Annotated in this window: 18 protein-coding genes and 1 pseudogene; 10 read left to right on the top strand and 9 right to left on the bottom strand. The window is 69.4% G+C overall.

Features of this window, described 5'->3' with window-relative positions:
- Positions 1 to 221: 221 nt before the first annotated feature.
- Positions 222 to 332, top strand: a pseudogene (locus NW895_RS41275) (IS5/IS1182 family transposase); the annotation flags it as partial.
- 272 nt (positions 333 to 604) lie between these two features.
- On the opposite strand, the gene NW895_RS28295 reads toward NW895_RS41275, so the two are convergent.
- From NW895_RS28295 to NW895_RS28315, 5 genes are all read right to left on the bottom strand, one after another.
- Positions 605 to 1,255, bottom strand: a complete 651-nt coding sequence (locus NW895_RS28295) for a TetR/AcrR family transcriptional regulator (protein WP_289939041.1) — start codon at positions 1,253 to 1,255, stop codon at positions 605 to 607.
- Between the two features lie 190 nt (positions 1,256 to 1,445).
- Entirely contained in the window at positions 1,446 to 3,131 is a 1,686-nt protein-coding gene (locus NW895_RS28300; RefSeq protein WP_289939142.1) for a cellulase family glycosylhydrolase, read from the bottom strand.
- A gap of 136 nt (positions 3,132 to 3,267) precedes the next feature.
- On the bottom strand, positions 3,268 to 5,025 hold the full coding sequence (locus NW895_RS28305; RefSeq protein WP_289939042.1) for a cellulase family glycosylhydrolase: 1,758 nt from the start codon (positions 5,023 to 5,025) through the stop codon (positions 3,268 to 3,270).
- 173 nt (positions 5,026 to 5,198) lie between these two features.
- Positions 5,199 to 6,710 carry a glycoside hydrolase family 43 protein gene (locus NW895_RS28310; protein WP_289939043.1) on the bottom strand — a complete coding sequence of 504 codons (1,512 nt, stop codon included), beginning with the start codon at positions 6,708 to 6,710 and terminating at the stop codon, positions 5,199 to 5,201.
- Positions 6,711 to 6,942: 232 nt separating this feature from the next.
- Positions 6,943 to 7,089, bottom strand: coding sequence for a hypothetical protein (locus tag NW895_RS28315; RefSeq protein WP_289939044.1), 147 nt, complete (start codon positions 7,087 to 7,089; stop codon positions 6,943 to 6,945).
- Positions 7,090 to 7,376: 287 nt separating this feature from the next.
- Here NW895_RS28315 and NW895_RS28320 point away from each other — a divergent pair, with 287 nt between their 5' ends.
- From NW895_RS28320 to NW895_RS28335, 4 genes are all read left to right on the top strand, one after another.
- Positions 7,377 to 9,056 carry an extracellular solute-binding protein gene (locus NW895_RS28320; protein WP_289939047.1) on the top strand — a complete coding sequence of 560 codons (1,680 nt, stop codon included), beginning with the start codon at positions 7,377 to 7,379 and terminating at the stop codon, positions 9,054 to 9,056.
- 61 nt (positions 9,057 to 9,117) lie between these two features.
- The gene (locus tag NW895_RS28325) at positions 9,118 to 10,143 is read left to right on the top strand and encodes an ABC transporter permease subunit (protein ID WP_354670112.1); all 1,026 of its coding nucleotides are present in this window, start codon (positions 9,118 to 9,120) and stop codon (positions 10,141 to 10,143) included.
- On the top strand, positions 10,140 to 11,105 hold the full coding sequence (locus tag NW895_RS28330; protein WP_289939048.1) for a carbohydrate ABC transporter permease: 966 nt from the start codon (positions 10,140 to 10,142) through the stop codon (positions 11,103 to 11,105). The genes NW895_RS28325 and NW895_RS28330 overlap by 4 nt, the downstream gene beginning before the upstream one ends.
- Positions 11,106 to 11,178: 73 nt before the next feature.
- Positions 11,179 to 12,228 carry a LacI family DNA-binding transcriptional regulator gene (locus tag NW895_RS28335; protein ID WP_289939051.1) on the top strand — a complete coding sequence of 350 codons (1,050 nt, stop codon included), beginning with the start codon at positions 11,179 to 11,181 and terminating at the stop codon, positions 12,226 to 12,228.
- A gap of 42 nt (positions 12,229 to 12,270) precedes the next feature.
- Here NW895_RS28335 and NW895_RS28340 read toward each other — a convergent pair whose 3' ends face one another.
- Positions 12,271 to 13,125 carry an AraC family transcriptional regulator gene (locus NW895_RS28340; protein ID WP_289939145.1) on the bottom strand — a complete coding sequence of 285 codons (855 nt, stop codon included), beginning with the start codon at positions 13,123 to 13,125 and terminating at the stop codon, positions 12,271 to 12,273.
- Positions 13,126 to 13,229: 104 nt separating this feature from the next.
- Between NW895_RS28340 and NW895_RS28345 the strand changes: the two genes are divergently transcribed.
- Positions 13,230 to 14,045 carry a phytanoyl-CoA dioxygenase family protein gene (locus NW895_RS28345; RefSeq protein WP_289939053.1) on the top strand — a complete coding sequence of 272 codons (816 nt, stop codon included), beginning with the start codon at positions 13,230 to 13,232 and terminating at the stop codon, positions 14,043 to 14,045.
- Complete coding sequence (locus NW895_RS28350) at positions 14,042 to 14,380, top strand: hypothetical protein (RefSeq protein ID WP_289939055.1); 339 nt, start codon at positions 14,042 to 14,044, stop codon at positions 14,378 to 14,380. Before NW895_RS28345 ends, NW895_RS28350 begins: the two co-directional genes overlap by 4 nt.
- Before the next feature lie 16 nt (positions 14,381 to 14,396).
- Here NW895_RS28350 and NW895_RS28355 read toward each other — a convergent pair whose 3' ends face one another.
- The 3 genes from NW895_RS28355 to NW895_RS28365 all read right to left on the bottom strand — a co-directional run bounded on the left by NW895_RS28355 (position 14,397) and on the right by NW895_RS28365 (position 17,795).
- The gene (locus tag NW895_RS28355; protein ID WP_289939056.1) at positions 14,397 to 15,137 is read right to left on the bottom strand and encodes an EthD domain-containing protein; all 741 of its coding nucleotides are present in this window, start codon (positions 15,135 to 15,137) and stop codon (positions 14,397 to 14,399) included.
- 120 nt (positions 15,138 to 15,257) lie between these two features.
- Positions 15,258 to 16,544: an MFS transporter gene (locus NW895_RS28360; protein ID WP_289939057.1), complete on the bottom strand. Its 1,287-nt coding sequence runs from the start codon at positions 16,542 to 16,544 to the stop codon at positions 15,258 to 15,260.
- 309 nt (positions 16,545 to 16,853) lie between these two features.
- Positions 16,854 to 17,795 carry a LysR family transcriptional regulator gene (locus tag NW895_RS28365; protein WP_289939058.1) on the bottom strand — a complete coding sequence of 314 codons (942 nt, stop codon included), beginning with the start codon at positions 17,793 to 17,795 and terminating at the stop codon, positions 16,854 to 16,856.
- A 130-nt stretch (positions 17,796 to 17,925) separates the two neighbouring features.
- Here NW895_RS28365 and NW895_RS28370 point away from each other — a divergent pair, with 130 nt between their 5' ends.
- Genes NW895_RS28370 through NW895_RS28380 form a run of 3 tightly spaced genes read left to right on the top strand, consistent with a single transcriptional unit; the run spans position 17,926 to position 21,028 of the window.
- Positions 17,926 to 18,921 carry a fumarylacetoacetate hydrolase family protein gene (locus tag NW895_RS28370; protein ID WP_289939059.1) on the top strand — a complete coding sequence of 332 codons (996 nt, stop codon included), beginning with the start codon at positions 17,926 to 17,928 and terminating at the stop codon, positions 18,919 to 18,921.
- Positions 18,918 to 19,883 (top strand): cyclase family protein, encoded by a 966-nt coding sequence (locus NW895_RS28375; protein WP_289939061.1) that lies wholly within the window; start codon positions 18,918 to 18,920, stop codon positions 19,881 to 19,883. The genes NW895_RS28370 and NW895_RS28375 overlap by 4 nt, the downstream gene beginning before the upstream one ends.
- A 23-nt stretch (positions 19,884 to 19,906) precedes the next feature.
- Complete coding sequence (locus tag NW895_RS28380) at positions 19,907 to 21,028, top strand: FAD-dependent oxidoreductase (protein WP_289939063.1); 1,122 nt, start codon at positions 19,907 to 19,909, stop codon at positions 21,026 to 21,028.
- Positions 21,029 to 21,035 lie beyond the last annotated feature (7 nt).

A 21,035-nucleotide genomic window follows, 5' to 3' on the forward strand; every position in this document is an offset into this window, starting at 1 on the left:
GCGAAGCTTTTCGAAACGTGTCGTAACCCCAGATGATCAGCAGACTCCGCTCGCGCCCGAGATGTTGCCGTGAGCTCATCCCGCTGCTACGTTCCTGCGAACCGGTTCGATGAAGCGATTCTTCCGGTGACAACAACCGTCCACCGGGGCCTTTTCGCCGCGGCGGGTAAGGATGCAACCAGATCGAGGGGGACCGACGAGGTCCTCGACGATGTGCGCCGGTACGTGCCGGCCATCCCGGCATCCGCAAGGTGTGGGTCGACGGCGGCTACCGCCGGCACCTCGTCGAGCATGCCGCCACGTTGGGTGTCGACATGGAAATCGTCGCCCGCGCCCGCGAGGACCAGGGGGTTCACCCGATACCGAATGCCGGGGGAGCGGGCGCGAGTGCTGAGCAAGCACGTGGACGGCCTCGGTCGGCCGCGTGATGTTGCGCTGCCGGTTTCACGATGTCCGACGTTGAGCCCGGCCTCGTCGCCACCTCATAGCAGCCGGCGACCGCGGTGATGACCGTGACCATGTCGAGGCGGCCACCCGCCTCGACACGCATTCATGTGCACCCGCCGTGACACTTCACGCGGCCCAGCGACCCCGCCGAAGCGGATCAACCGCTCGACATGACTCCTTCGATGAGGTCACGAGGTACGGCGACCATCTCCACGCGACCGCTGGCGAGAGCCAGCGTGGAGGAGATCAAGGCCTGGAGACAGGACAGTTCCGCCTCGTCGTCGGGTTGCGTCAGGTGCTGCAGCACGAGTCCGTCGAATCCGGCGAGGAAAAACCGCGCGACCGTGCTCGCCGGCTGTGCGAGCTGCCGGCCGGCGCGCTCGGCGGCGTCTGTCACAAGCTCCGATGTCACGCTGAGGACACCGAGGTTGTGCGTTTCGAGAGCCTCTCGGAGGTGGGGCGACCGGAGCGCGAACATGGTCAGTTCGGTGAGCAGTTGATAGCTCTTCGACTGGTCACGCACCGTGCGCCACAAGGCGGAGGCAAGCACTACGACGGTTTCCTCGAAGCCGGCGTCGACCGGTGCGGCTTGCCGCACCTGGCTCTCCATCTCCTGGGTCAGGTGCTGGAGGACGGCACGGTACAGATCCTCCTTCGTGCCGAACGTGTAGTGCACCGTGGCCTGCGCGACGCCGAGCTCGGCGGCGATCGCACGGGTACTTCCGGCAGCGACTCCCTCTCGCGCCATGAGTTCGATGGCTGCTTTGATCAACTGAGGGCGGCGCTCGGCCGCTGAGACATGAGCCATACACCTACCATACCGACTTGATTGCTCGAAGGAGTCACTCGAACAACTCGGATTTCCGCAGGTCGCGGCGTGGCGATCGGCTTCGCCCGGTGAATGCAGCCAGGGCAGCCTCGGCCGGGTGGGCGACGTGCACGAGGAACCGGTGCGGAGCCCGGGAGAGCGGCTCCGCACCGGGGGCGCGGTGGGTGGATCAGGATGCGGCCCCGGTGACCTCGGAGCCGTTACGGGTGACGTGGTAGGTGACCTTCGTGCCGCTCCAGAAGTGGAAGGTGAGGGTCGCCGTCTCGCCGTCCTTGAGCGCGGACAGGTAGTCGGAGGTGAGCGTGAGGGTGCCGGCCGTGTAGTCGGGCTCGAACTGCGGTCCGAACATCTGGAAGGCGCTCCAGCTGATGGGGCCGGCCGGGGTGCCGTCGGCGTACCGCGATTCCATCGTGGCGAGTTGGTCGCCCCGGAACCGGGTGGGGACGGTGAGCGGACCGGTGGTGGTTCCGGTCGCGGAGGAGAGCACCGGGACCTCGCTGGAGATGATGTCGATCTTCCAGGGGCGGCCCTTGGAGAACCTGGCCTCCACTGTGGCCCGGACACCGTGGGACCGGTCCCCGGCGAGGCGCGTGAGCGCCCGTGCGGTCAGCGTGAGCCGGTCGCCGGACAGGGTGTAGTCGCGGCCCGGGAGGAGCGGGCGGCCGCCCTGCCACAGACCCCGGAAGGTGGTGCCGTTGGGGTCGAGGGTGAGCGTCCGGGCGGGGATGGTGCCGGAGGTGGGCACGTACACCTGGTCGGAGGAGGCGGTTGCGGAACGGGTGGTGTAGCTGGACATGATCCAGTCGATCAGCTCGGGATCGCGCCACCGCAGAGTCTCACGGTTGAGGTACTGGTACGGGTCCCACAGCGCGGTCGTGACGCCGTTGAGGCGGGCGGTGTGGCCGAGGCGTTCGAAGTACTTGAGCGCCTCGCCCCGCTCGACCACATAGGGGTCGGAGTCGACGGGCGGAAAGCCGAACAGACCATATTCCCCGAGGTAGACGGGGATGCCCTTGGCGACGAAGGTGTCGTGCATCAGGCCGAAGGCGGTGTCCATGTCCTTCTTCGAGGTGTCCTCGAAGGTGGTGTAGCCGGCGACGTTCACACTGAACGGCCAGAAGCCGTAGTAGTGGACGGTGGCCACCAGGTTGTCATCGTTGAGTGAGGCCATCGTCGCGGCCAGGTCGTCCATCAGCGGCTTGCTCGGAGTGGTGCCGAGCGTGGGCAGCACCAGCAGACGATCCGTGTTGCCGCCGCCGCTGGAGCGCACGATCCGGTGGAAAGAGGCGTTCAGCTCGTGGAGCAGCCTGGTCTTCTCAGCGTCGGTGATGTTCTCGAAGAACGGCTCGTTGACGCTTTCGAAGAGCAGTTGGCGAGGCTCGTCCCGGAACGTGGAGGTGATCTGCCGCCAGGTGGCGTCGAACCGGTCCCTGACCGTGTCGTGGTCGGTGGGCAGGTCGTCGATCCACTGCCAGGAGTCGTGGTGGACGTTGAGGACGACGTACAGACCGTCGGCGATGGCCCAGTCCACGATCTGCTTGACCCGCTGCATGAAGGCCGGGTCGATGGTGTAGGGGGCGGTGGCGGACTGGTGACCGTTCCAGGTGACCGGGATGCGGACACTGCGGAAGCCCTTCGCCTTGACGGCGTCGAACAGGGCTTTCGTGACGGGTGGGTTGCCCCAGGAGGTCTCGTCGGGGATGGCGTCCAGGGTGTTGCCCAGGTTCCAGCTGGGCTGCATGTCGGCGACCACCGCCATACGGTCGGACGGGGACGTGTCCCGCTCGGGCGCGGCGGCCGCCGTCCCGCCCCAGGCGAGCGGGAGTACCGCGGCCAGGCCGAGGAACAGCCCCACGATCCGCCGCAGTCGGCGATCCCTTGGGGAACGGTCGTGATGCCGGCGTCGGGCGGCGCCTTGTCTCTCGTGCAACGTGCTCTCCCTTCACACGGGGACCCGCCGCGGCCTTCGCTTCAGGCCGCGGCGGGCCGTCTCAGGACGCGGAGCCGATGACAGCGGTGCCGTTACGGGTGACGTGGTAGGTGACCTTCGCGCCGCTCCAGAAGTGGAAGGTGAGGGTCGCCTGCCGGCCGTCCTTGAGCGCGGACAGGAAGTCGGACGTCAGCGTGAGGGTGCCCGCCGAGTGGTCCGGGACGAAGGCCCTGCCGTACTCCTGGTACGGCGTCCAGTCGGCGCCGCCGGCATTACTGCCGTCCGCGTACCTGGCCTCCATCGTGGCGAGCACGTCTCCGCGGTACCGGGTGGGGATGGTGACGGAGCCGGTGGTGGTGCCGTTGGCGCTCGACAACACGGGGACGTCACTGGAGATGATGTCGATCTGCCAGGGGACACCCGCCGAGAACCTGGCCTCCAGCGTCGCCTTGACGCCGTAGGCCCGGTCACCGGCCAGGCGGGTGAGCGCGCTCGCGGTCAGTGTGAGCCGGTCGCCGGACACGGTGTAGTCGCGGCCCGCGACGAGTCGTGAACCGCCCTGCCACAGCCCGCGGAAGGAGGTGCCGTTGAGGTCGAGGGTGAGCGTCCGGTCGGTGATGGTGCCGGACGCAGGGACGAAGACCTGGTTGGAGGAGGCGGTTCCGGACCGGGTGGTCCAGCTGGAGGTGATCTGGTTCATCAGGGTGGGGTACCGCCACTGGAGGGTGTTGCGGTTGATGAAGGACCCCGCGTCCCACAGGGCGGTGGTGACGCCGTTGACGCGCGCGTCGTAGCCCAGGCGCTCGAAGTACTTCAGCGCCTCACCCGGCTGGACGTTGGTGTAGGGCTTGGTGTAGTCGGGGTAGCTCAGCAGGCCGTACTCGCCGAGGTACACGGGGATGCCCTTGGCGACGAAGACGTCACGCATCAGGCCGAAGGCGGTGTCCATGTCCTTCTTCGAGGTGTCCTCGAAGGTGGTGTAGCCGGCGATGTTCGCGCTGAACGGCCAGAAGCCGTAGTAGTGGACGGTGGCCACCAGGTTGTCATCGTTCAGCGAGGACATGGTCGTGACCAGGTCGTCCATCAGCGGCTTGCTCGGAGTGGTGCCGAGCGTGGGCAGTACGAGCAGGCGGGTGCCGTTGCCACCGCCGGTGCCGCGTACGAGCTGGTGGAACGAGGTGTTCAACTCGTTGAGCAACTGGGTCTTCTGCGCGTCGGTGGCGTTGTTGAACGCCGGCTCGTTGACGCTCTCGAAGAGCAGCAGGCGCGGTTCGTCCTTGAACGTGGTGGCTATCTGGGTCCAAGTGGCCTTCCACCGGGCCAGGACCGTGTCGTGCTGGGCGGGCATGTCCGCGATCCACTGCCAGGAGTCGTGGTGGACGTTGAGGACCACGTACAGACCGTCGGCGATGGCCCAGTCCACGATCTGCCTGACCCGCTGCATGAAGGCCGGGTCGATGGTGTACGGCGCGTCGGCGGACTGGTGGCTGCTCCAGCTGACCGGGATGCGCACACTGCGGAAGCCCTTCGCCTTGACGGCGTCGAACAGGGCTTTCGTGACGGGTGGGTTGCCCCAGGAGGTCTCGTCGGGGATGGCGTCCAGGGTGTTGCCCAGGTTCCAGCTGGGCTGCATGTCGGCGACGACGGCCATGCGGTTGTTCTTCACCGGAGGTTTGGGCGCGGCGAACGCGCCCGTGCTCCAGGCGAGTTGGAGGACGGCGGCCAGCCCGAGCAGCAGCCCGAGGGTGCGGCGGAGTCGGCGGCCTCGTGGGGGACGCTTCTGGGCTCCTTGCGGGATGGTGCGTTGTCTGGTGTGCAACGTGGCTTCCCTTCGGACGTGCGGGTGTGGGGGACCCGCCGCGGCCGGCCGGTGGCGTGCCACGGCGGGGGACTGTGTGGGGGCAAAGTGCAGGCCTGGGACCACGGGGAGCGGATTCTTCGCGGCGGGGCGCCGCAGTGCGGTACGGCGGCAGCACCGTGACGCCACTGGCCTCAGCCGGAGATCGGCAGGTACTCGAACCAGTCGGCGTGGACAGTACCGGCGGCGGCGTACAGACCGACCACGCGGCCGGTGAAGCCGCCCGCCACTTCGGTGGAGAGATAGCGGCCGTCCAGCGAGGCCAGCTCGTTGACGGTGCCGTCGGCGGTCTCGATGCCGAAGACCAGGGAGTCGGGTCCGGTGCGCGAGTCGTGCGGCTCGGGAGCCGGGCCGGTGCGCACCGTCAGCACCAACAGCTGCGTGGGAAGGGTGAGTTCGGCGGCGACGCTGCGCAGCGAACCGATCCGGGCGATCACCGTGATCCGACCGTCGGGACCGGCCTCGACGCTGTAGTGGTGCCGTTCGTCGAGGCGGACGGCGAGGCCACCGCGGCCTTCGGACGGGTCGACCAGGGACCGGGCCTGGAAGGCGAGATGCTGCTGGCGGCGGCCGACGAAGATCACGTCGGGCTCGTCCAGGGAGCCTCCCCGGGCGCGCAGGGTCAGCCAGCTGTCACGTTCCTTCGTGGTGACACACTCGGCCGGGCGGTCGCGCAACGAGATCCAGTACGGCGCGAGCCCGCCCGGCTCGAAGTCGTCACGCCCGCCGGCAGCGGGTGCCGGTACCTCCAGCCCGGGCGACCGGGGGAGTTCGCCTCCGACCTCACCGACCACGGGCCAGCCGTCCTCCCAGGTCACCGGAGCCAGGAAGGTCTCCCGCCCCAGGATGTGCCAGCCGGGGGTGCCGCCCTGCGGTCGCACGCCGAGCAGCACCATCCACCAGGACCCGTCGGCCGCCTGCACCAGATCGGCGTGCCCGGTGTTCTGCACCGGCCGGTCGGTACTGCGATGGGTAAGGATCGGGTTGGCCGGGCAGGGCTCGAAGGGGCCGGCGGGGGAGGGGCCACGGGCGATGGAGACGCCGTGGCCGCGCTCGGTGCCACCCTCGGAAATCATCAGGTACCAGTAGTCACCGATCCGGTACAGGTGGGGTCCCTCGGGCGCGGCGGTGCCGGGGGTGCCCGACCAGACGGGGTGCGGCGTGCCGAGGGTCTCGCCGGTGCGCGGGTCGATGCGGACCTGCGCGATCCCGGCGGTGGTGCACCAGCAGGTGCCGTCCTCGTCCCAGACGAGGTCCGGGTCGATGCCCGTGACGCCGGGCACACGCACCGGGTCGGACCAGGGACCGGCCGGGTCGGTGGTGGTGAACAGCAGAGTGCCGCCGCCCGGGGCGACGTTGAAGACGGCGAGCCAGAACCGGCCGTCGTGGTGGCGCAGGGTGGGTGCGTAGATGCCGCCCGAGGAAGGCGTGTCGACGGGCAGGTCCAGCTGGCCGGGCCGGTCGAGGGCGTTGCCGATCTGGGTCCAGTTCACCAGGTCGCGGCTGTGAAAGACCGGGATGCCGGGAAAGTACTCGAAGCTGGAGCACACGAGGTAGTAGTCCTCGCCCACGCGGCAGACACTCGGATCGGGGTGGAAACCGGGGATCACCGGAGTGGCTGCGGTGGCGGAGGGATGCGTCTCCATGGCGTCAGGCCGTCCTTGACAGGTCGAGGGGGCGGGCAGTTCGGGGCAGGCATGGGCGCGGCGGTCGTCCACCGCGCCGAGCGAGGTCAGCGACATGGCGCCGTCGGGCTGTGAGCTCGCCTGGGGCGAGTCTCAGGGTTGGGTTCGGCAGTGCGAGCGGGCAGTGCGACTACGGGCCTTGGTGGACGGCGTGCGCCGCGCCGTCCGTTCGGAGCGGGGCACGCCGCCGGTCTCAGGGGGTGAACGTCAGCGCGGCCGGGCGCCGCTCTCCGGCGAGGACGACGGTCAGCTCGTGCACGCCTTCGAGGGGTTCCGCCAAGTCGGCCTGGACGGTGGTCCAGGAGTGGCGGTCCCGCGTGAGCCGGGAAGCAGGTTGCAACGGTGGTGAAGCCCTTCGACGCTGGCACGGGTTCACAGGAGCGTCAAGAGAAAGTTTCTTGGAAAATTTGGCCTGTTCGCGCTTTCGCTTTTCGTTGTCAGGGTCTTGTGCATCTTTCGCGGCCGCCCTTAATCTCCCGGAAACGTTGAAGCGCTTCGACTGCTTCGAACGGGGACGCGGCCCTCCGGCGTCCCGACAGCGGGCCGAGCAGCTCGCGCTCTCTCCCGTGCACCGCACGTTCCTGCACGACGCTCGTCACGGATCCCCCAGGCGAAGGGTCGCCCACCATGAGCATCCCAGTGAACCGCAGAGCCTTCATGAACGGCGTCCTCGCCGTCGCGGGGGCCGCCACCATGTCCCCCTTGCTGGCCGCCTGCGGCGACGGTTCCGGCTCCAAGGGCGGGACCAACACCAAGTCCGGCCTGGCCGCCGCGCTGCCCGCCTACCAGCCGCGCACCTCGGTCGACCCCGACATCCCCTCCGTCAAGGGAACGGCGGGCGCCTTCACCGACCCCGGCTACCTGACCTACCCGGCCGACCCCGCCAAGGCCGTGTCCGGCGTCCCGGGCCAGGGCGGCAGATACACGGCGATCACCCCGATGTGGGGGACCTTGCCGGCACCCGGCAACTCGTACTACCAGGCGGTGAACAAGGCGCTCGGCGCGACCGTCACCGTGAAGCCGGCCAACGGCAACGACTACGCGACCATCGTCCCCACCATGACCGCGTCGAGGAAACTGCCGGACTGGATCCAGCTGCCGAGCTGGTGGAACAACAACTTCAACCTGGGCAAGCTGGCCGGCACCCAGCTCGCCGACCTCACGCCGTACCTGGCCGGAGACAAGATCAAGAAGTACCCCAACCTGGCCGCGATCCCCACACTCGCCTGGCAGGTGGGCGCCTGGGAGGACAAGATCTACGGCATCCCGTCGTTCACCAGTGGCATGCCGCTGGCCGGCGCGGTCTTCTACCGAGCGGACATCCTCGAGAGCAAGGGCATCACCGCCGACCAGGTCAGGTCCGCCGACGACCTGTGGAACCTCGGCAAGGAACTGACCAGTGCCAAGGCGGGAGTCTGGGCCTTCGACGACCTGTGGACGTATCTGTCCCCCTCGTGGGGCCTTCCTCCGGGCTGGAAGGTCGTGGACGGCAAACTCGTCCACAAGTACGAGATGCCCCAGATGCTGGAGGCGCTGGACTGGCATTACAGGCTCGCCAAGGCCGGGTTCATGCACCCCGACGCCCTGGCCAGCAACAACAGCGACGGCAACGGACGCTTCTACTCCGGCAAGGTCCTGATCCAGGGCGCCGGCATGGGTGCGTGGGAACTCACCGACCACCAGAACGGCACGGCCGCGAACGACGGCTACCGGCGCGGGGCGTTCGACGTCATCGCCGCCGACGGCAAGTCAAAGCCACAGATGTTCCTGGGCGCGGCCACCAGCATGCTCAGCTACCTCAACGCAAAGCTCAGCGCCGAACAGATCGAGGAACTGCTGGCCGTCGCCGACTTCCTCGCCGCGCCGTACGGTTCGGCCGAGCACTGCCTGGTCACCTACGGCGTCGAAGGCACCCACCACACCCGGAAGAACGGTGTGCCCGTCTACACCGAGGAAGGCAAGAAGTCCGCCCAGCCGACGACCTACCGCTTCCTCGCCACGCCGTCCTCCTCGGTCAGCAACCTCGGAGCGGACCAGGTCACCAAGGACTACACGGCCTGGTGCGCGCGGACCGTCCAGCACGTCTACAAGCCGCTGTTCTACGGCATGAACATCACGCTGCCGCAGAACCTGTCCACCGTGGCCGCAGGCCAGTCCGTCGAGGACGCCATCAACCAGGTGAAGTTCGGCAAGAAGAAGGTCTCCCACTTCCAGGACGCCGTCGCCGCCTGGAAGTCCAGTGGCGGCGACCGCTTGAGGAACTGGTACCAGACCGAGGTGCTCGACAAGCAGGGAACCGGCCAGTAGCAGACGATGGCGCGCGGGGCGGGCCCTGGTGCACCGCCCCGCTCCGCGGCAAGGAGGAACCATGGCCGGCGCCTTTTCCACCAAGGCGAACGACACGGAAGAACCCGAAGACAACGCCGACGACTCCCGCGCCGCCACCGTGCCGGAGCCCGCACGCCCGGGAACCACCCCGGCCGTGCCGATGAACTGGCGGATCCGGTTGCGCCGCGACAGGTCGCTGCTCCTCATGGCCCTGCCCGCGGTCGCACTGCTGCTCGTCTTCAGTTACGTCCCGCTGTTCGGGCTGATCACCGCCTTCGAGTACTACGACCCGCTGGACGGCGTACTGAACAGCCAGTGGGCCGGGTTCGACCAGTTCCGACTGCTGTTCCAGGACCCGGCGTTCTGGGCCTCACTGCGCAACACCCTCTGGCTCAGTTTCGTTCAGCTGATCCTGTTCTTCCCGGTGCCCATCGCGCTGGCACTGCTGCTCAACTCGGTGCTCAGCGAACGGCTGCGCAACTTCATCCAGTCCGTGGTCTACCTGCCGCACTTCTTCTCCTGGGTGCTGGTCATCGCCATCTTCCAGCAGATGCTCGGCGGCGCCGGCGCGCTCAACCACTTCCTGGCCCGGCACGACCTGGGCCCCTGGGACATCATGACCAACCCGGACACCTTCGCGCTGCTGGTCACCGGCCAGACGGTATGGAAGGAGGCGGGCTGGAGCATCATCGTCTTCCTCGCCGCGCTCGCGGCCATCGACCCGAACCTCTACGAGGCCTCGGCCGTCGACGGCGCCGGACGCTGGCGCCGGATGTGGCACATCACCCTGCCCGGCATGCGCGGCGTCATCGTGCTGATGCTGGTGCTGCGCCTGGGCAACACCCTCTCAGTAGGCTTCGAGCAGTTCCTGATCCAGCGCGACGCCGTCGGCCCCGAAGCCGCCGACGTTCTGGACACCTTCGCCTACTTCTACGGCATCACCGCCGGCAACTACGGCTACGGCACCGCCGCCGGACTGTTCAAGAGCGTGATCTCGCTCCTGCTGATCTGGGGCGCCAACAAGCTCGCACACGCCTTCGGCGAGGATGGACTGTACCGAAAATGACCCTGACGCTCACCCGCACACAGACTCCCGCACCGCGGTCACCCGCCGCCCGGCGGCCCGGCCGCAACCGCCGTCCCGTCTGGGAGGACAAGCCCACCGCGCTCGGGCAGGGTCTCAAAGGCGGCGTACTGGTCCTGGTGGTGGCCTCCGTCATGGTGCCGCTGTGGATCGTCGTCCTCACGAGCCTGTCCACCCCCGGCGCCATCAACCGCGCCGGAGGCATGGTCCTGTGGCCCGACGGCCTCACCGGGGACGCCTACCGGCAGATCCTCACCGACGGCCCGGTCACCCGCTCCATCCTGGTCAGCCTCGGCATCACCGTCGTCGGCACCGCCGTCTCCATGGTGCTCTCCGTGCTCTGCGCCTACGGGCTCTCCCGCTCCCGCTCGTTCGGCCACCGCCCCATCCTGCTGCTGCTGATCATCACCATGTTCGTGAGCGGCGGACTGATCCCCACCTACCTCGTGGTCACCGGCCTCGGCGGGTACGGCAGGTACTGGGCGCTGATCCTGCCCGGCGCCGTGTCCGTCTTCAACATCCTGGTGCTGCGCGCGTTCTATTCGAGCACCGCCGCCGACCTGATCGACGCGGCACGCATCGACGGCGCCGGCGACTGGCGCATCCTGTGGTCGGTGGTACTCCCCACCTCCCGCGCGGTCACCGCGGTCATCACCCTGTTCTACGCGGTCGGCTACTGGAACGCCTTCTTCAACGTCATGCTCTACATGCCCACCGAGAGCACCAAGTGGCCGCTTCAGTACGTGCTGCTGCAGTACGTCAACAACGGCATGACCATCCCCGGCGCGTCCAACGGCGGCTTCGGCTCGTTGCAGACCCAGACCGCCCCGCAGTCGCTCCAGATGGCCGTGGTCGTACTGACCCTGGTGCCCATCGTCGTCGTCTATCCGTTCCTGCAGAAGCACTTCAGGGCCGGCATGCTCACCGGTGCCATCAAGGGCTGACCGGCCGGGCGGCACCGCCACCCCACAGCGACCGGTCACGCAGGCAACGTGAAGCAGAAGGGCACCGCCAGGCATGGTGACACTGGCCCAGGTGGCCGCGGCCGCGGGCGTCTCCCCCAGCACGGTGAGCTACGTCCTCAGCGGCAAACGGGCGATCTCCGGGCCCACCCGGGCCAGGGTGGAGGAAGCGATCGAACGGCTCGGTTATCACCCCCACGCGGGTGCCCGGACGCTGGCGGGCCGACGCTCCCACATCATCGGGCTGGTGGTGCCGCTGCACACCGACGTCCATGTGCCGATCATGATGGAGATCGCCATATCGGCCACCGTGGCGGCACGGCAGCATGGTTACGACGTCCTGCTCATGACCAACGACGAGGGACCCGACGGCGTGCGCCGCGTGGCCCGCAGCGGCCTGACCGACGGCGTCATCCTGATGGACGTCCAACTGGATGATCCGCGTATCGCGGTACTGCGGGAGACGGGGATCCCGGCCGCGCTGATCGGCCTGCCCGCGGACCCGCACGGACTGGCCTGCGTGGACCATGACTTCGTCCGGGCCGGCGCGCTGTGCGTGGAGCACCTGGCGGATCTGGGGCACCGTGAGGTCGCCCTCATCGGCTACGCCCCGGCTGTGTACGCGAGGCACGCCGGGTACGCGGAGCGCACCCTGACCGGTTTCCGGCAGGCGGCGGCGGAGCGGGGACTGCGCGTGCTGCACCGTCCGTGCAAGGGCACCTACGAGTCCACCGCCGGGGTACTTGCCGGGGTCCTCGCCGACCGGCCCGCCACCACGGGCTTCGTCGTACAGAACGAGAAGGCCATCGGCCCGCTGCTGTCCCTGCTGCGGAACTTCGGCCGGGCCGTGCCCGAGGAGGCGTCGGTGGTGGCGCTGTGCCCGGAGGAACTGGCCGAGCAGCACTCACCCCGGCTGACCGCGGTGACCGGGCCGGCGAAAGACCTCGGCAGGCGGGCCGTGGAGTTGGTGAGGTCCCGCCTCGACGGGCGGACGACCGACGAGGTCACCCTGCTCGCGCCGGTACTCACCATCCGCGAGAGCTCCGGTACGGCACTCCTTCGGTACCCGCCAGGTGCCTCGCGTCGCGCCGGAACGCTCGGATGACAGCAACGACCGTCCGATCGACAGTTTCCCGACCGGAGCAGTTCAACTTTCCGAGCTTCCCCGCTGCGGGGCGCGCACCGTCGCCGGCCCTCGCGTACCCGGGCTCCGGGTGTCCTGTACGACGGTCTGAGCGGCGCGGATGCTTCGCGGGGAGGCCCCGAGTTCGCGGCGACAGGCCTTGTTGAACGCCTGGAGGTCGGGAATGCCGACGGAGGAGGCGACAGCGGGGATGGACAGCGTGGTGGCGCGCAGGAAGTGCCGCGCCCGCTCCATGCGCCGGGCGCGGATGTAGCCGACGACCGTCTCCCCGGTCGCGGCGCGGAACAGCCGGATCAGATGGTTGTGCGAGACGCCCGCCGCCTTCGCGATCTCGGGTACCGTCAACGGCTCCGCCAACCGTGCCTCGATGAGCGCCACAGCGGCCGCGACCGCGGGGTGGGCGGTCTGCGGGCTCCCCGCTCGCGGCGGGGCGAGCTGGGCGACCCGCCACAGGGCGGCCCACACCTCGGCCGCCGCCCGCGCCGGAGTGTGCGGCCAGGCCGCCAGCGCCTGCTGCAACTGTCCGGACAGCAGACTGAGTTCCGGCCCGGTGTCCTGGATCAGCGGGACACTCAGGGACCTGCCGGCCGCATCCAGACGCAGATGCACATAGAGGTGCTCGGAGCGACCCCGGTAGTGGTAACGGACCTCGGTGCCGGGCGGAATGAGGCTGACTCTGCCGGGACGGATCGTGTGGGGGGTGCCGTTCACGGTGAGGTCGGCCTCGTAGCGGTAGAGGTGGAACTGCCACAGGTCCGGCAGGAGGAACTCGTCCACGTGCCCTGCCGGCCCGTGGACGCCGACACCGACGGCGGCGACCGCGGGGGGCTTGTCGAGATGGGCGAGGACCGTGCGCATCGGCACATGCACCCCTTCGGCGTGGGGACCCAAGGTGAGATTCGACCAGTGGAGGGTGAACGCGGCCCACCCGCCGAGGGACGGCCGTGCCTAGCGTAAGGGTCATGGAGAACAAGCAGGAACTGCTCAGTTCGGTCCAGATGGCGCGCTTCGTGGCGCGGGGGGTGCTCCGCCTGGACGCGGTGGTCCCGGCGGAGATGAACGACGAGGGCCTCAGGGTACTGGCGGACGGGGTGCCGCCGGTGCCGTACGGGACGCCGACGTCCGAGGCATACACGGAGGGTTCGTTCCTCCGCAGACTGCTGGAGCTTCCGCAGGTGTCGGGGGCCCTGCACAGCCTGGTGGGTCCGAACCCGACGGTGGACCACCACTACGTGCACGTCCGCGAGCCCGACGGAGGCCGGGCGCAGGAGGTGCACGGGGACGCCATCATCGATGTCCGGCCGGACGCCTTCGACGTGCAACTGATGTACTACCCGCAGGCGGTGACGCTGGACATGGGGGGCACCCTGATCGTGCCCGGAAGCCATCTGCGCCGCATCAACGAGTCCGACACCGGCCGTTACCAGAACCTGCGCGGTCAGGACCGGCTGGTCTGCCCGGCCGGTACGGTGGTGTTTCTGCACCACGGGCTCTGGCACGCCGGCAGGCGCAACGACAGCGACATCGTCCGCTACATGCTCAAGATCCGCTTCAATCCCACGGTTCGTCAGCGGCTCCTGTGGGACATCTCGGACCTGGACGATCCGCAGGTGATCCGGGAACTGGACGAGATGTTCCCCTGGTACGAGCCGGCGACAGGCCGCCTGGAACGCTACAACCGCATCCTGTTGTGGCGGGCGTTGACCGGCGACGACGGCTTCGACATCGACTACTGGGTGACCCGGGTCTCCAACCGCCCGCAGGGGGCAGCGAAATGACGACGCATTCGGCCCACCCCGCCCCGGCTGCCGGTACGGCCACTGCCCCCGAGCTCCGGCAGCAGGTGCTGGTGCTCTATCTGGCGAACTCCGCCCTCGATTCATGGGTCGTCGGCTGGTCGCTGTACGACGGCACCGGCCAGACCTCACCGACCACGGGGGACAGCGACGAACCGCCGTACGACTCCGGGTTGGCGGCTCTGCGTGACGGCTGGCGACTCATCCAGGCCGCCCAGCTGATTCCGCCCTATCCGGGCCACGAGTACGACGTGTCCTTCCTCAAGCACGAATTCTTCTTCGAACGGATCCGTGACATGCGGACGGAGCACCCATAAACGAGTGCCCGGCGGCTCAGAAGATGGTCACCTCGCGGCTGTACAGGGCGAACGAGCGGGACGGGTCGTAGAAGTCGCCGGTCTCGGCGGACCGCTCTCGCAGTGAACGCTCGTACGAGGGGAAGTGGGTCAGCGCTTCGTCCTGGGAGTCGTAGTACAGGGCGGCGACTCCCAGGTACGCGGGTTCGCCCCCGCCGCCGAAATGGCGCAGCGACCTCTCGGCACCCGGCACCCTGCGGTGTTGGACGTATCCCCGCAGCGCCTTGGCCTGGGGCTCCTCCGCGTCGAGCACCTCTTCGTGGGCGGCCTGCCACCGCTCGGTGACGTCGTCCGGGACCGGTCCTTCGGGTGTGTGGACGAAATGGAGCACCTTCACGTGGCTTTCGCCCGTGTCGGATGCCGGCGGGGCCATGAGTACCGCGGGGCGGGTCAGCAGGGCCAGGGCGCTGGGCAGGTCGTTGAAGTGGGCGCCGTCGGGACCGATGACCTCGCGCGAGTACGGGTCGGACATCGTGGCGGTCAACGCCTCCATGTTCTCGAAGTGCAGCTCGGTGACGGAGTCCCGGCCGAACTCGGTCAGGTACGTCGGGTCCCCTTCGCTGCCGAAGGACGCGTCGAAGACGTGGTTCTGGACGTAGCGCCGAATCCGGAGGGGATTCGCGGCGGCCAGGGATCCGTGCACGTGGTGGAGATAGTGCAGGAATGCCCGATGAGTCATGCCCGGCTTGCGGCGGATGGCGGCGATCAGGTTCAGCATGAGTCTCCGGTGGGACGAGCGGTACGAGTGGTGAGAGCGGTGTGATCGGCATCGCGGGGACGACCGCGATGCCGATCCCGACGGTGTGTGGTTCTCGCGGCGGATCGGCGCTGTAGCAGGTCAGCCCGCCATCTGCTGGACCGGTTCCGGGGCGGCGCCGATCCGGCGACGCCGGGCCGCGAGGCCGAGTGCGGCGGTGGCGACGGCCCCGGCGAGGGCGAGTACGCCCATGGCGCCCTCAAGGGTGCCGACGGCTGAGGTGAGGGCGAGTGCCACGAGCGGGCACAGGAACTGACCGAGGAAGAAGGTACCCGTCCACAGGCCGATGCCACGACCGCGGTCGGCGAACTCCAGCTTGGACATGGCGAGGGTGAGCAGGCTCGGCAGCATGATGCCGCCACCGAGGCAGGTGATCACGGCACCGAGGGTCAGCACGACGGGGTTGGGAGCGAGCCAGACCACCGCGAAGCCGACGGCGCACAGGCCGAAGGCGGTGGGCAGCCAGGCTTGCGGGCTGCGGCCGGCCTTGGCGAACGTGGCGGAGCCGACCACGATCGCGGCACTGGTGATGGCGGTGGCCAGCCCGATGATGCCGCTCTCGGTCACGCCCATGTCGTCCAGGAGGAACGCCATCTCCACCTGGAGGGTGTAGAAGAGGACGGCGCCGAAGACCGTCAGCGCGCAGGTGCCGACCAGCGGACGCCAGGGGAAGGGCCGCCTGGCCATCGGTTCCGGGACGGTGGGGGAGGGGGCGTCGGCGTGGTCGTCGGGTCGGGGCCGGGGCAGGAAGGCGGCCATGGCGGGGGCGAGCAGCAGGCTCACGGCGTAGGCCCAGAACGGTGCGCGCCAGCCGGCCGATCCGGCCACGCCGCCCAGCACGAAGAAGGCTGTCGCGGAGATTGCGGCGCACATCGTCTGCATCGCGAGGTAGCGGTCGCGTTGCCGGCCGGAGTAGTAGTCGCCGAGCAGTGTGGTGCAGCAGGTCATGATGGCGGCTTCGGTGACGCCGACGAGGGCACGGCTGGCGACGATGGCGCCGAGGGAGTCCAGCCACAGGGGCGCGGTGCCGAGGATCGCGTACAGCACGGTCGACACGACGAGCAGGCGTTTGCGGCCGAGCCGGTCCACCAGGACGCCGACGAAGGGGGCCAGCAGCGCCAGGGAGAGGGCGGGGATCGTCAGGGCCATGGGGACGAGCGCGTCGACGCCCGGCACGTCGGCGAAGTGGTCCTGCATCTGCGGCAGGACCGGGGCGATGAGCACGGCGCCCAGGATGGGCAGACAGGCGCCGGCCATCAGCAGCGTGAGGCGAAGCCGGTGGCCGGGACCGGACACGGTCTGCTCGGCCGGGAAGTCCGCGACAGCCTCGGACGGCGGGGAGGGGAGCGGGGGCACGGATGCAGGCATGCGGGAACTCCACGGGGCGTGTCGGAGGGGAGGGAACGGCGCGGTCGTCGCGGTCGGGCAACCCGGTGTTCATGGCAGCACGCGACAGGGTGCCGATGCCGCTGGGCGTCGCCGGCGGGCCGGCTCGCCGGGCGCCTGGGCGAGCCCGGCGGCGGGCGAAGGTGCGGCTCGAGCAGCGGGTGGGTGCGGGTCCGGCGCCGGGTTGAGACGACTATGGGCCAACGGCCAGGTCCTGCCTAGCCCCCGTCCGATCGAGATCGAAGATGTGGATCATCCGGGACCTGGATGCTGGGCACCTGTAGGAGCCAGCTATCTCGGTGCGGCCGTGGCGATCCGGCCGGGCTGGGAAGCGGCGAGCTCCGCTCCTACGCGGGCCGCGGTCTCGCGCAGCCAGATGTGGGCCGCGTCGTGGGTGTGCACCGGGTGCCACCACAGTGCCTCCTGGAGAGGGACTGCCCCGTAGGGAGGTTCCATGAGGCGTACGGCGGCCACGCCGCGCAGCAGCTCGGCCAGGCGCTGCTGTACCAGGGCGATCCGGCGGGTGCCGGCGACCAGGAAGGGCAGCGCCTGGAAGCTGTCGACGGAGATCTCCACGCGGGGATCGACACCGAGCATGCTCAGCTGCCGGGCGGCCGGAGCGTCGTAGGCGCGCTGGTAGACGACCCAGGGCAGCCGTGCCAGGTCGTCCATGGTCAGCTGGTCGCCGACTTCGTCGTTCGTCTCGGCGACCAGGAAGGCCCAGCGGTCGGTGAACAGGTCGACGGCGGGGAAACCGCTGATGATGCCGCGCGGCATCAGCAGCCCGTCGGCCGTGCTGAGCAGCGGTGCCGTGTCCTCCGTGACGTCGATGGGCGTCCGCTGGAAGCGCAGCCGTACCCCGGGGGCCTCGGCGTGCACGGTCCGGGCGAGCTCGGCACCGAACACGGCGAGGGCGTAGTCGGAGGTGAGCAGGGTGAACTCGTGCTCCTCGCTGCCCGGGGCGAAGTCGGCCCTGCTGCTGAAGACCCGTTCCAGCAGGTCGCAGGCGGTCGAGGTGCGGTCCAGGAGAGCGCGGCCGAGGGCGGTCAGTTCGTACTGTTTGCCGACGCGCGCGAGCAGGTCGTCGTCGAAGTGGCGGCGCAGGCGTGCCAGGGCCGCGCTCATCGCCGGCTGACTGAGCCCGACGCGCTGCCCGGCGCGGGTGACGTTGCGTTCCTCCAGCAGAGCCCGCAGGGACAGGACGAGATTGAGATCGAGGCCGGAGAGGGACACGACGCCTCCAGAACGAGGCCGCTTGCGGCGGCACCATTTGCACCACAGATGATCAACATGCAAAGAATCGATTTCCCAGATTACGCGGTGGCGGCCACATTGGTCCCACCGCAATCTGGAGGACATTCCCGTGAAACCCGCAGCCGCTTCCGCGTCCTTCTCCGGACCCTTCGCCCTTGGCGTCCTCTCCGCCCCTGACCAGGCGCCTTTCCCCGGTCTTGTGATCCCCCGGGGGCGCGTGCTGGATCTTCGTACGGCCCTCGGGGAGCCGGCCCTGACGGCCAGGGGGATCTACGACCGCTGGGACGAGATGCTCCCTCGCCTGCATCAGCTCGCGACCGACGAGACGGCCGACTGGCGGCCGTTGGGGCACCTGCGGGTGCACGCGCCGGTCGAGCCCCGCCAGGTCTTCCAGTCCGGCGCCAACTACCGGCAGCACGTGATCGACCTGGAAGTCGCCCACCGTGCCCCCGACGACCCCCGCACCGTAGAGGAGGCGCGCGCAGAGATCGCCGCGGTCATGGACCGGCGGGCGGCCGAGGACCTGCCGTACGTGTTCATCGGCCTGCCCAGCGCGATCACCGGCCCGTACGACGACGTCGTCCTCCCCTCCTGGGCCGAACAGCCGGACTGGGAGCTGGAGTTGGCGGCCGTCATCGCCAAGCCCGCCTACCGGGTGTCCATCGGGGAGGCCATGGAGTACGTCGCCGGCTACACGATCGCCAACGACCTCACCGACCGCGCGACCGTCTTCCGCCGGGACATGAAGGCCATCGGCACCGACTGGCTGCGCTGCAAGAACGCCCCCGGCTTCACCCCGCTCGGTCCGTGGATCGTGCCCGCCGAGTCGATCGCCGACCCCGGGGACCTGCGGGTCACGCTGAAGCTCAACGGCGAGACCATGCAGGACGAGTCCACCAAGGACATGCTCTTCGGGATCGCCCGGCTGGTGGCGTACATCTCCCAGACCGCCCGACTGCTGCCCGGCGACCTGGTACTCACCGGCAGCCCGGCCGGCAACGGCATGCACTGGGGACGGCTGCTGCGCGACGGCGACGTCATGGAGGGCTCGATCACCGGGCTGGGCGTGCAGCGCACCCGCTGTGTGGCGGAGGAGACATCATGAGCCTGGACCGCCACGACCCCGAGGGCGCGATCGCCGAGGCCGCCAAGACGTACTCCAACTGGGGACGTTGGGGTGAGGACGACGTGCTCGGCACCCTGAACCTCCTCGACGAGGACAAGCGCCGGGAGGGTGCCGCCCTTGTCCGGCGGGGCGTGAGCTTCTCGCTGTCGCAGCGGTTCGACATGAACGGGCCGCAGAAGGGCTGGCGCCGCCGCACCAACCCCGTCCACACCATGCTGGACACGGGAACGGACGCGGCGCTGGGCAACCAGGGCTTCCCGCACGGCCTCGGCGGCGCCGACGACGTGATCGCGATGCCCCTGCAGTGCTCCACCCAGTGGGACGGGCTCGGGCACATCTTCGACCACGGCAAGGCGTGGAACGGGCGGGCCGCCGAGAAGGTCGTCACCTCCGACGGCGACCTCGTCACCGGCATCGAGCACATGGCCCCGTACGTCGCCGGGCGCGGAGTCCTCCTCGACGTCGGCCGGATGATCGGCGACGAACGAGGAGAACTGCCGGACGGTTTCGCGATCACCGAGGAACACCTGACCGCGACGGCCGAGGCGCACGGCGTGGCCGTAGGCCGCGGGGACATCGTCGTCGTCCGGACCGGGCGGCTGACGCGCGCCCGCCGCGAGAGCTGGGGCGACTACGCGGGCGGAGACTCTCCCGGCCTGTCCTTCACCACCGCCGGCTGGCTGCACCGCACCGAAATCGCCGCGATCGCCACCGACACCTGGGGCTTCGAGGTCCGGCCGAACGAGTTCGACGGCGCCTTCCAGCCGCTGCACCAGGTCGTCATCCCCCACATGGGCCTGCTGATCGGCGAGATGTGGGACCCCGACGCTCTCGCGGACGACTGCGCCCGCGACGGCGTGTACGAGTTCTGGCTCACCGCCGCCCCCCTGCCCATCACCGGAGCCGTCGGCTCCCCCGTCAACCCCGTCGCCGTCAAGTGACCTGCCCAACAAAGGAGTTGGCCATGGAAGGAAAGGGAGTCCTGGTCATCGGAGGAGGTACCTCCGGCAACGTCATGACCGTGCTGCTGCGGCGGGCCGGCATCGACGTCGACCTCGTCGAGGTCAAGGAGGACTGGAACGTACGCGGCTCCGGCATCACCCTTCAGGGCAACGCCCTGCGGGTGCTGCGCGAGATCGGCGTCTGGGACGAGGTCCGCGAGCACGGCTTCGGCTTCGACGCCCTGGGGCTGACGACGCCCGACGGGACCGTGCTGCACGTCGGCGACGTCCTGCGCACCGGCGGAGACGACCTCCCCGCCACCCTGGGCATGCAGCGCCCGGTGCTCCAGCGCATCCTCGTCGACGCCGTCCGGGCATCCGGCGCGAACGTCCGGCTCGGCACCACCGCCGAGATCCTCACCGAGGACGACACGTCGGCGACCGTCCGGTTCAGTGACGGCACCGAGGGCCGCTACGACCTCGTCGTGGCCGCCGACGGCCTGCACTCCGCGACCCGCGCCGCCATAGGCATTGACGTCAAACCCGAGCCGACCGGCATGGCCATCTGGCGTGTCCCGGCGCCCCGCCCGGCCGGAGTGGAGTGCAGCGTCCTCTCCCACGGAGGACCCTGCTACATCGCCGGCTACACGCCCACCAGCGAGGACACGATCTACGCCTACCTGGTGGAGGCCGGCCGCGACCGCGCCACGATCCCGCCCGACTCCTACGCGCAGGAGATGCGCCGCCTCGCCGAGGGCTACGGCGGTGCCTGGGACGAGATCCGCGACTCGATCACCGACCCGGCGCAGGTGAACTACACCTGGTTCGACCGCATGCTGGTCGAGGGGTCCTGGCACCGGGGCCGGGTCGTCCTCGTCGGCGACGCCGCGCACTGCTGCCCGCCTACGATGGCCCAGGGCGCGGCGATGGCCATGGAGGACGCATGGGTGCTGTCCCAGCTGCTGACCAGCGGATCCGCGTGGGACGAGGAACTGCTCACGCACTACTACGAGCGGCGGATCGACCGGGTCCGGATGGTCGTCGAAGCGTCCGTGCAGATCGGGCAGTGGCAGCTCGACGGCGTGCCCGGTGACGTGCCCGGGCTGCTGGACGCCACCCTGCCGGTGCTCAGGGAGCTGCCGTGACGGCCCA

It is taken from the genome of Streptomyces sp. S.PNR 29, from assembly GCF_030386795.1.
Lineage (GTDB): Bacteria > Actinomycetota > Actinomycetes > Streptomycetales > Streptomycetaceae > Streptomyces.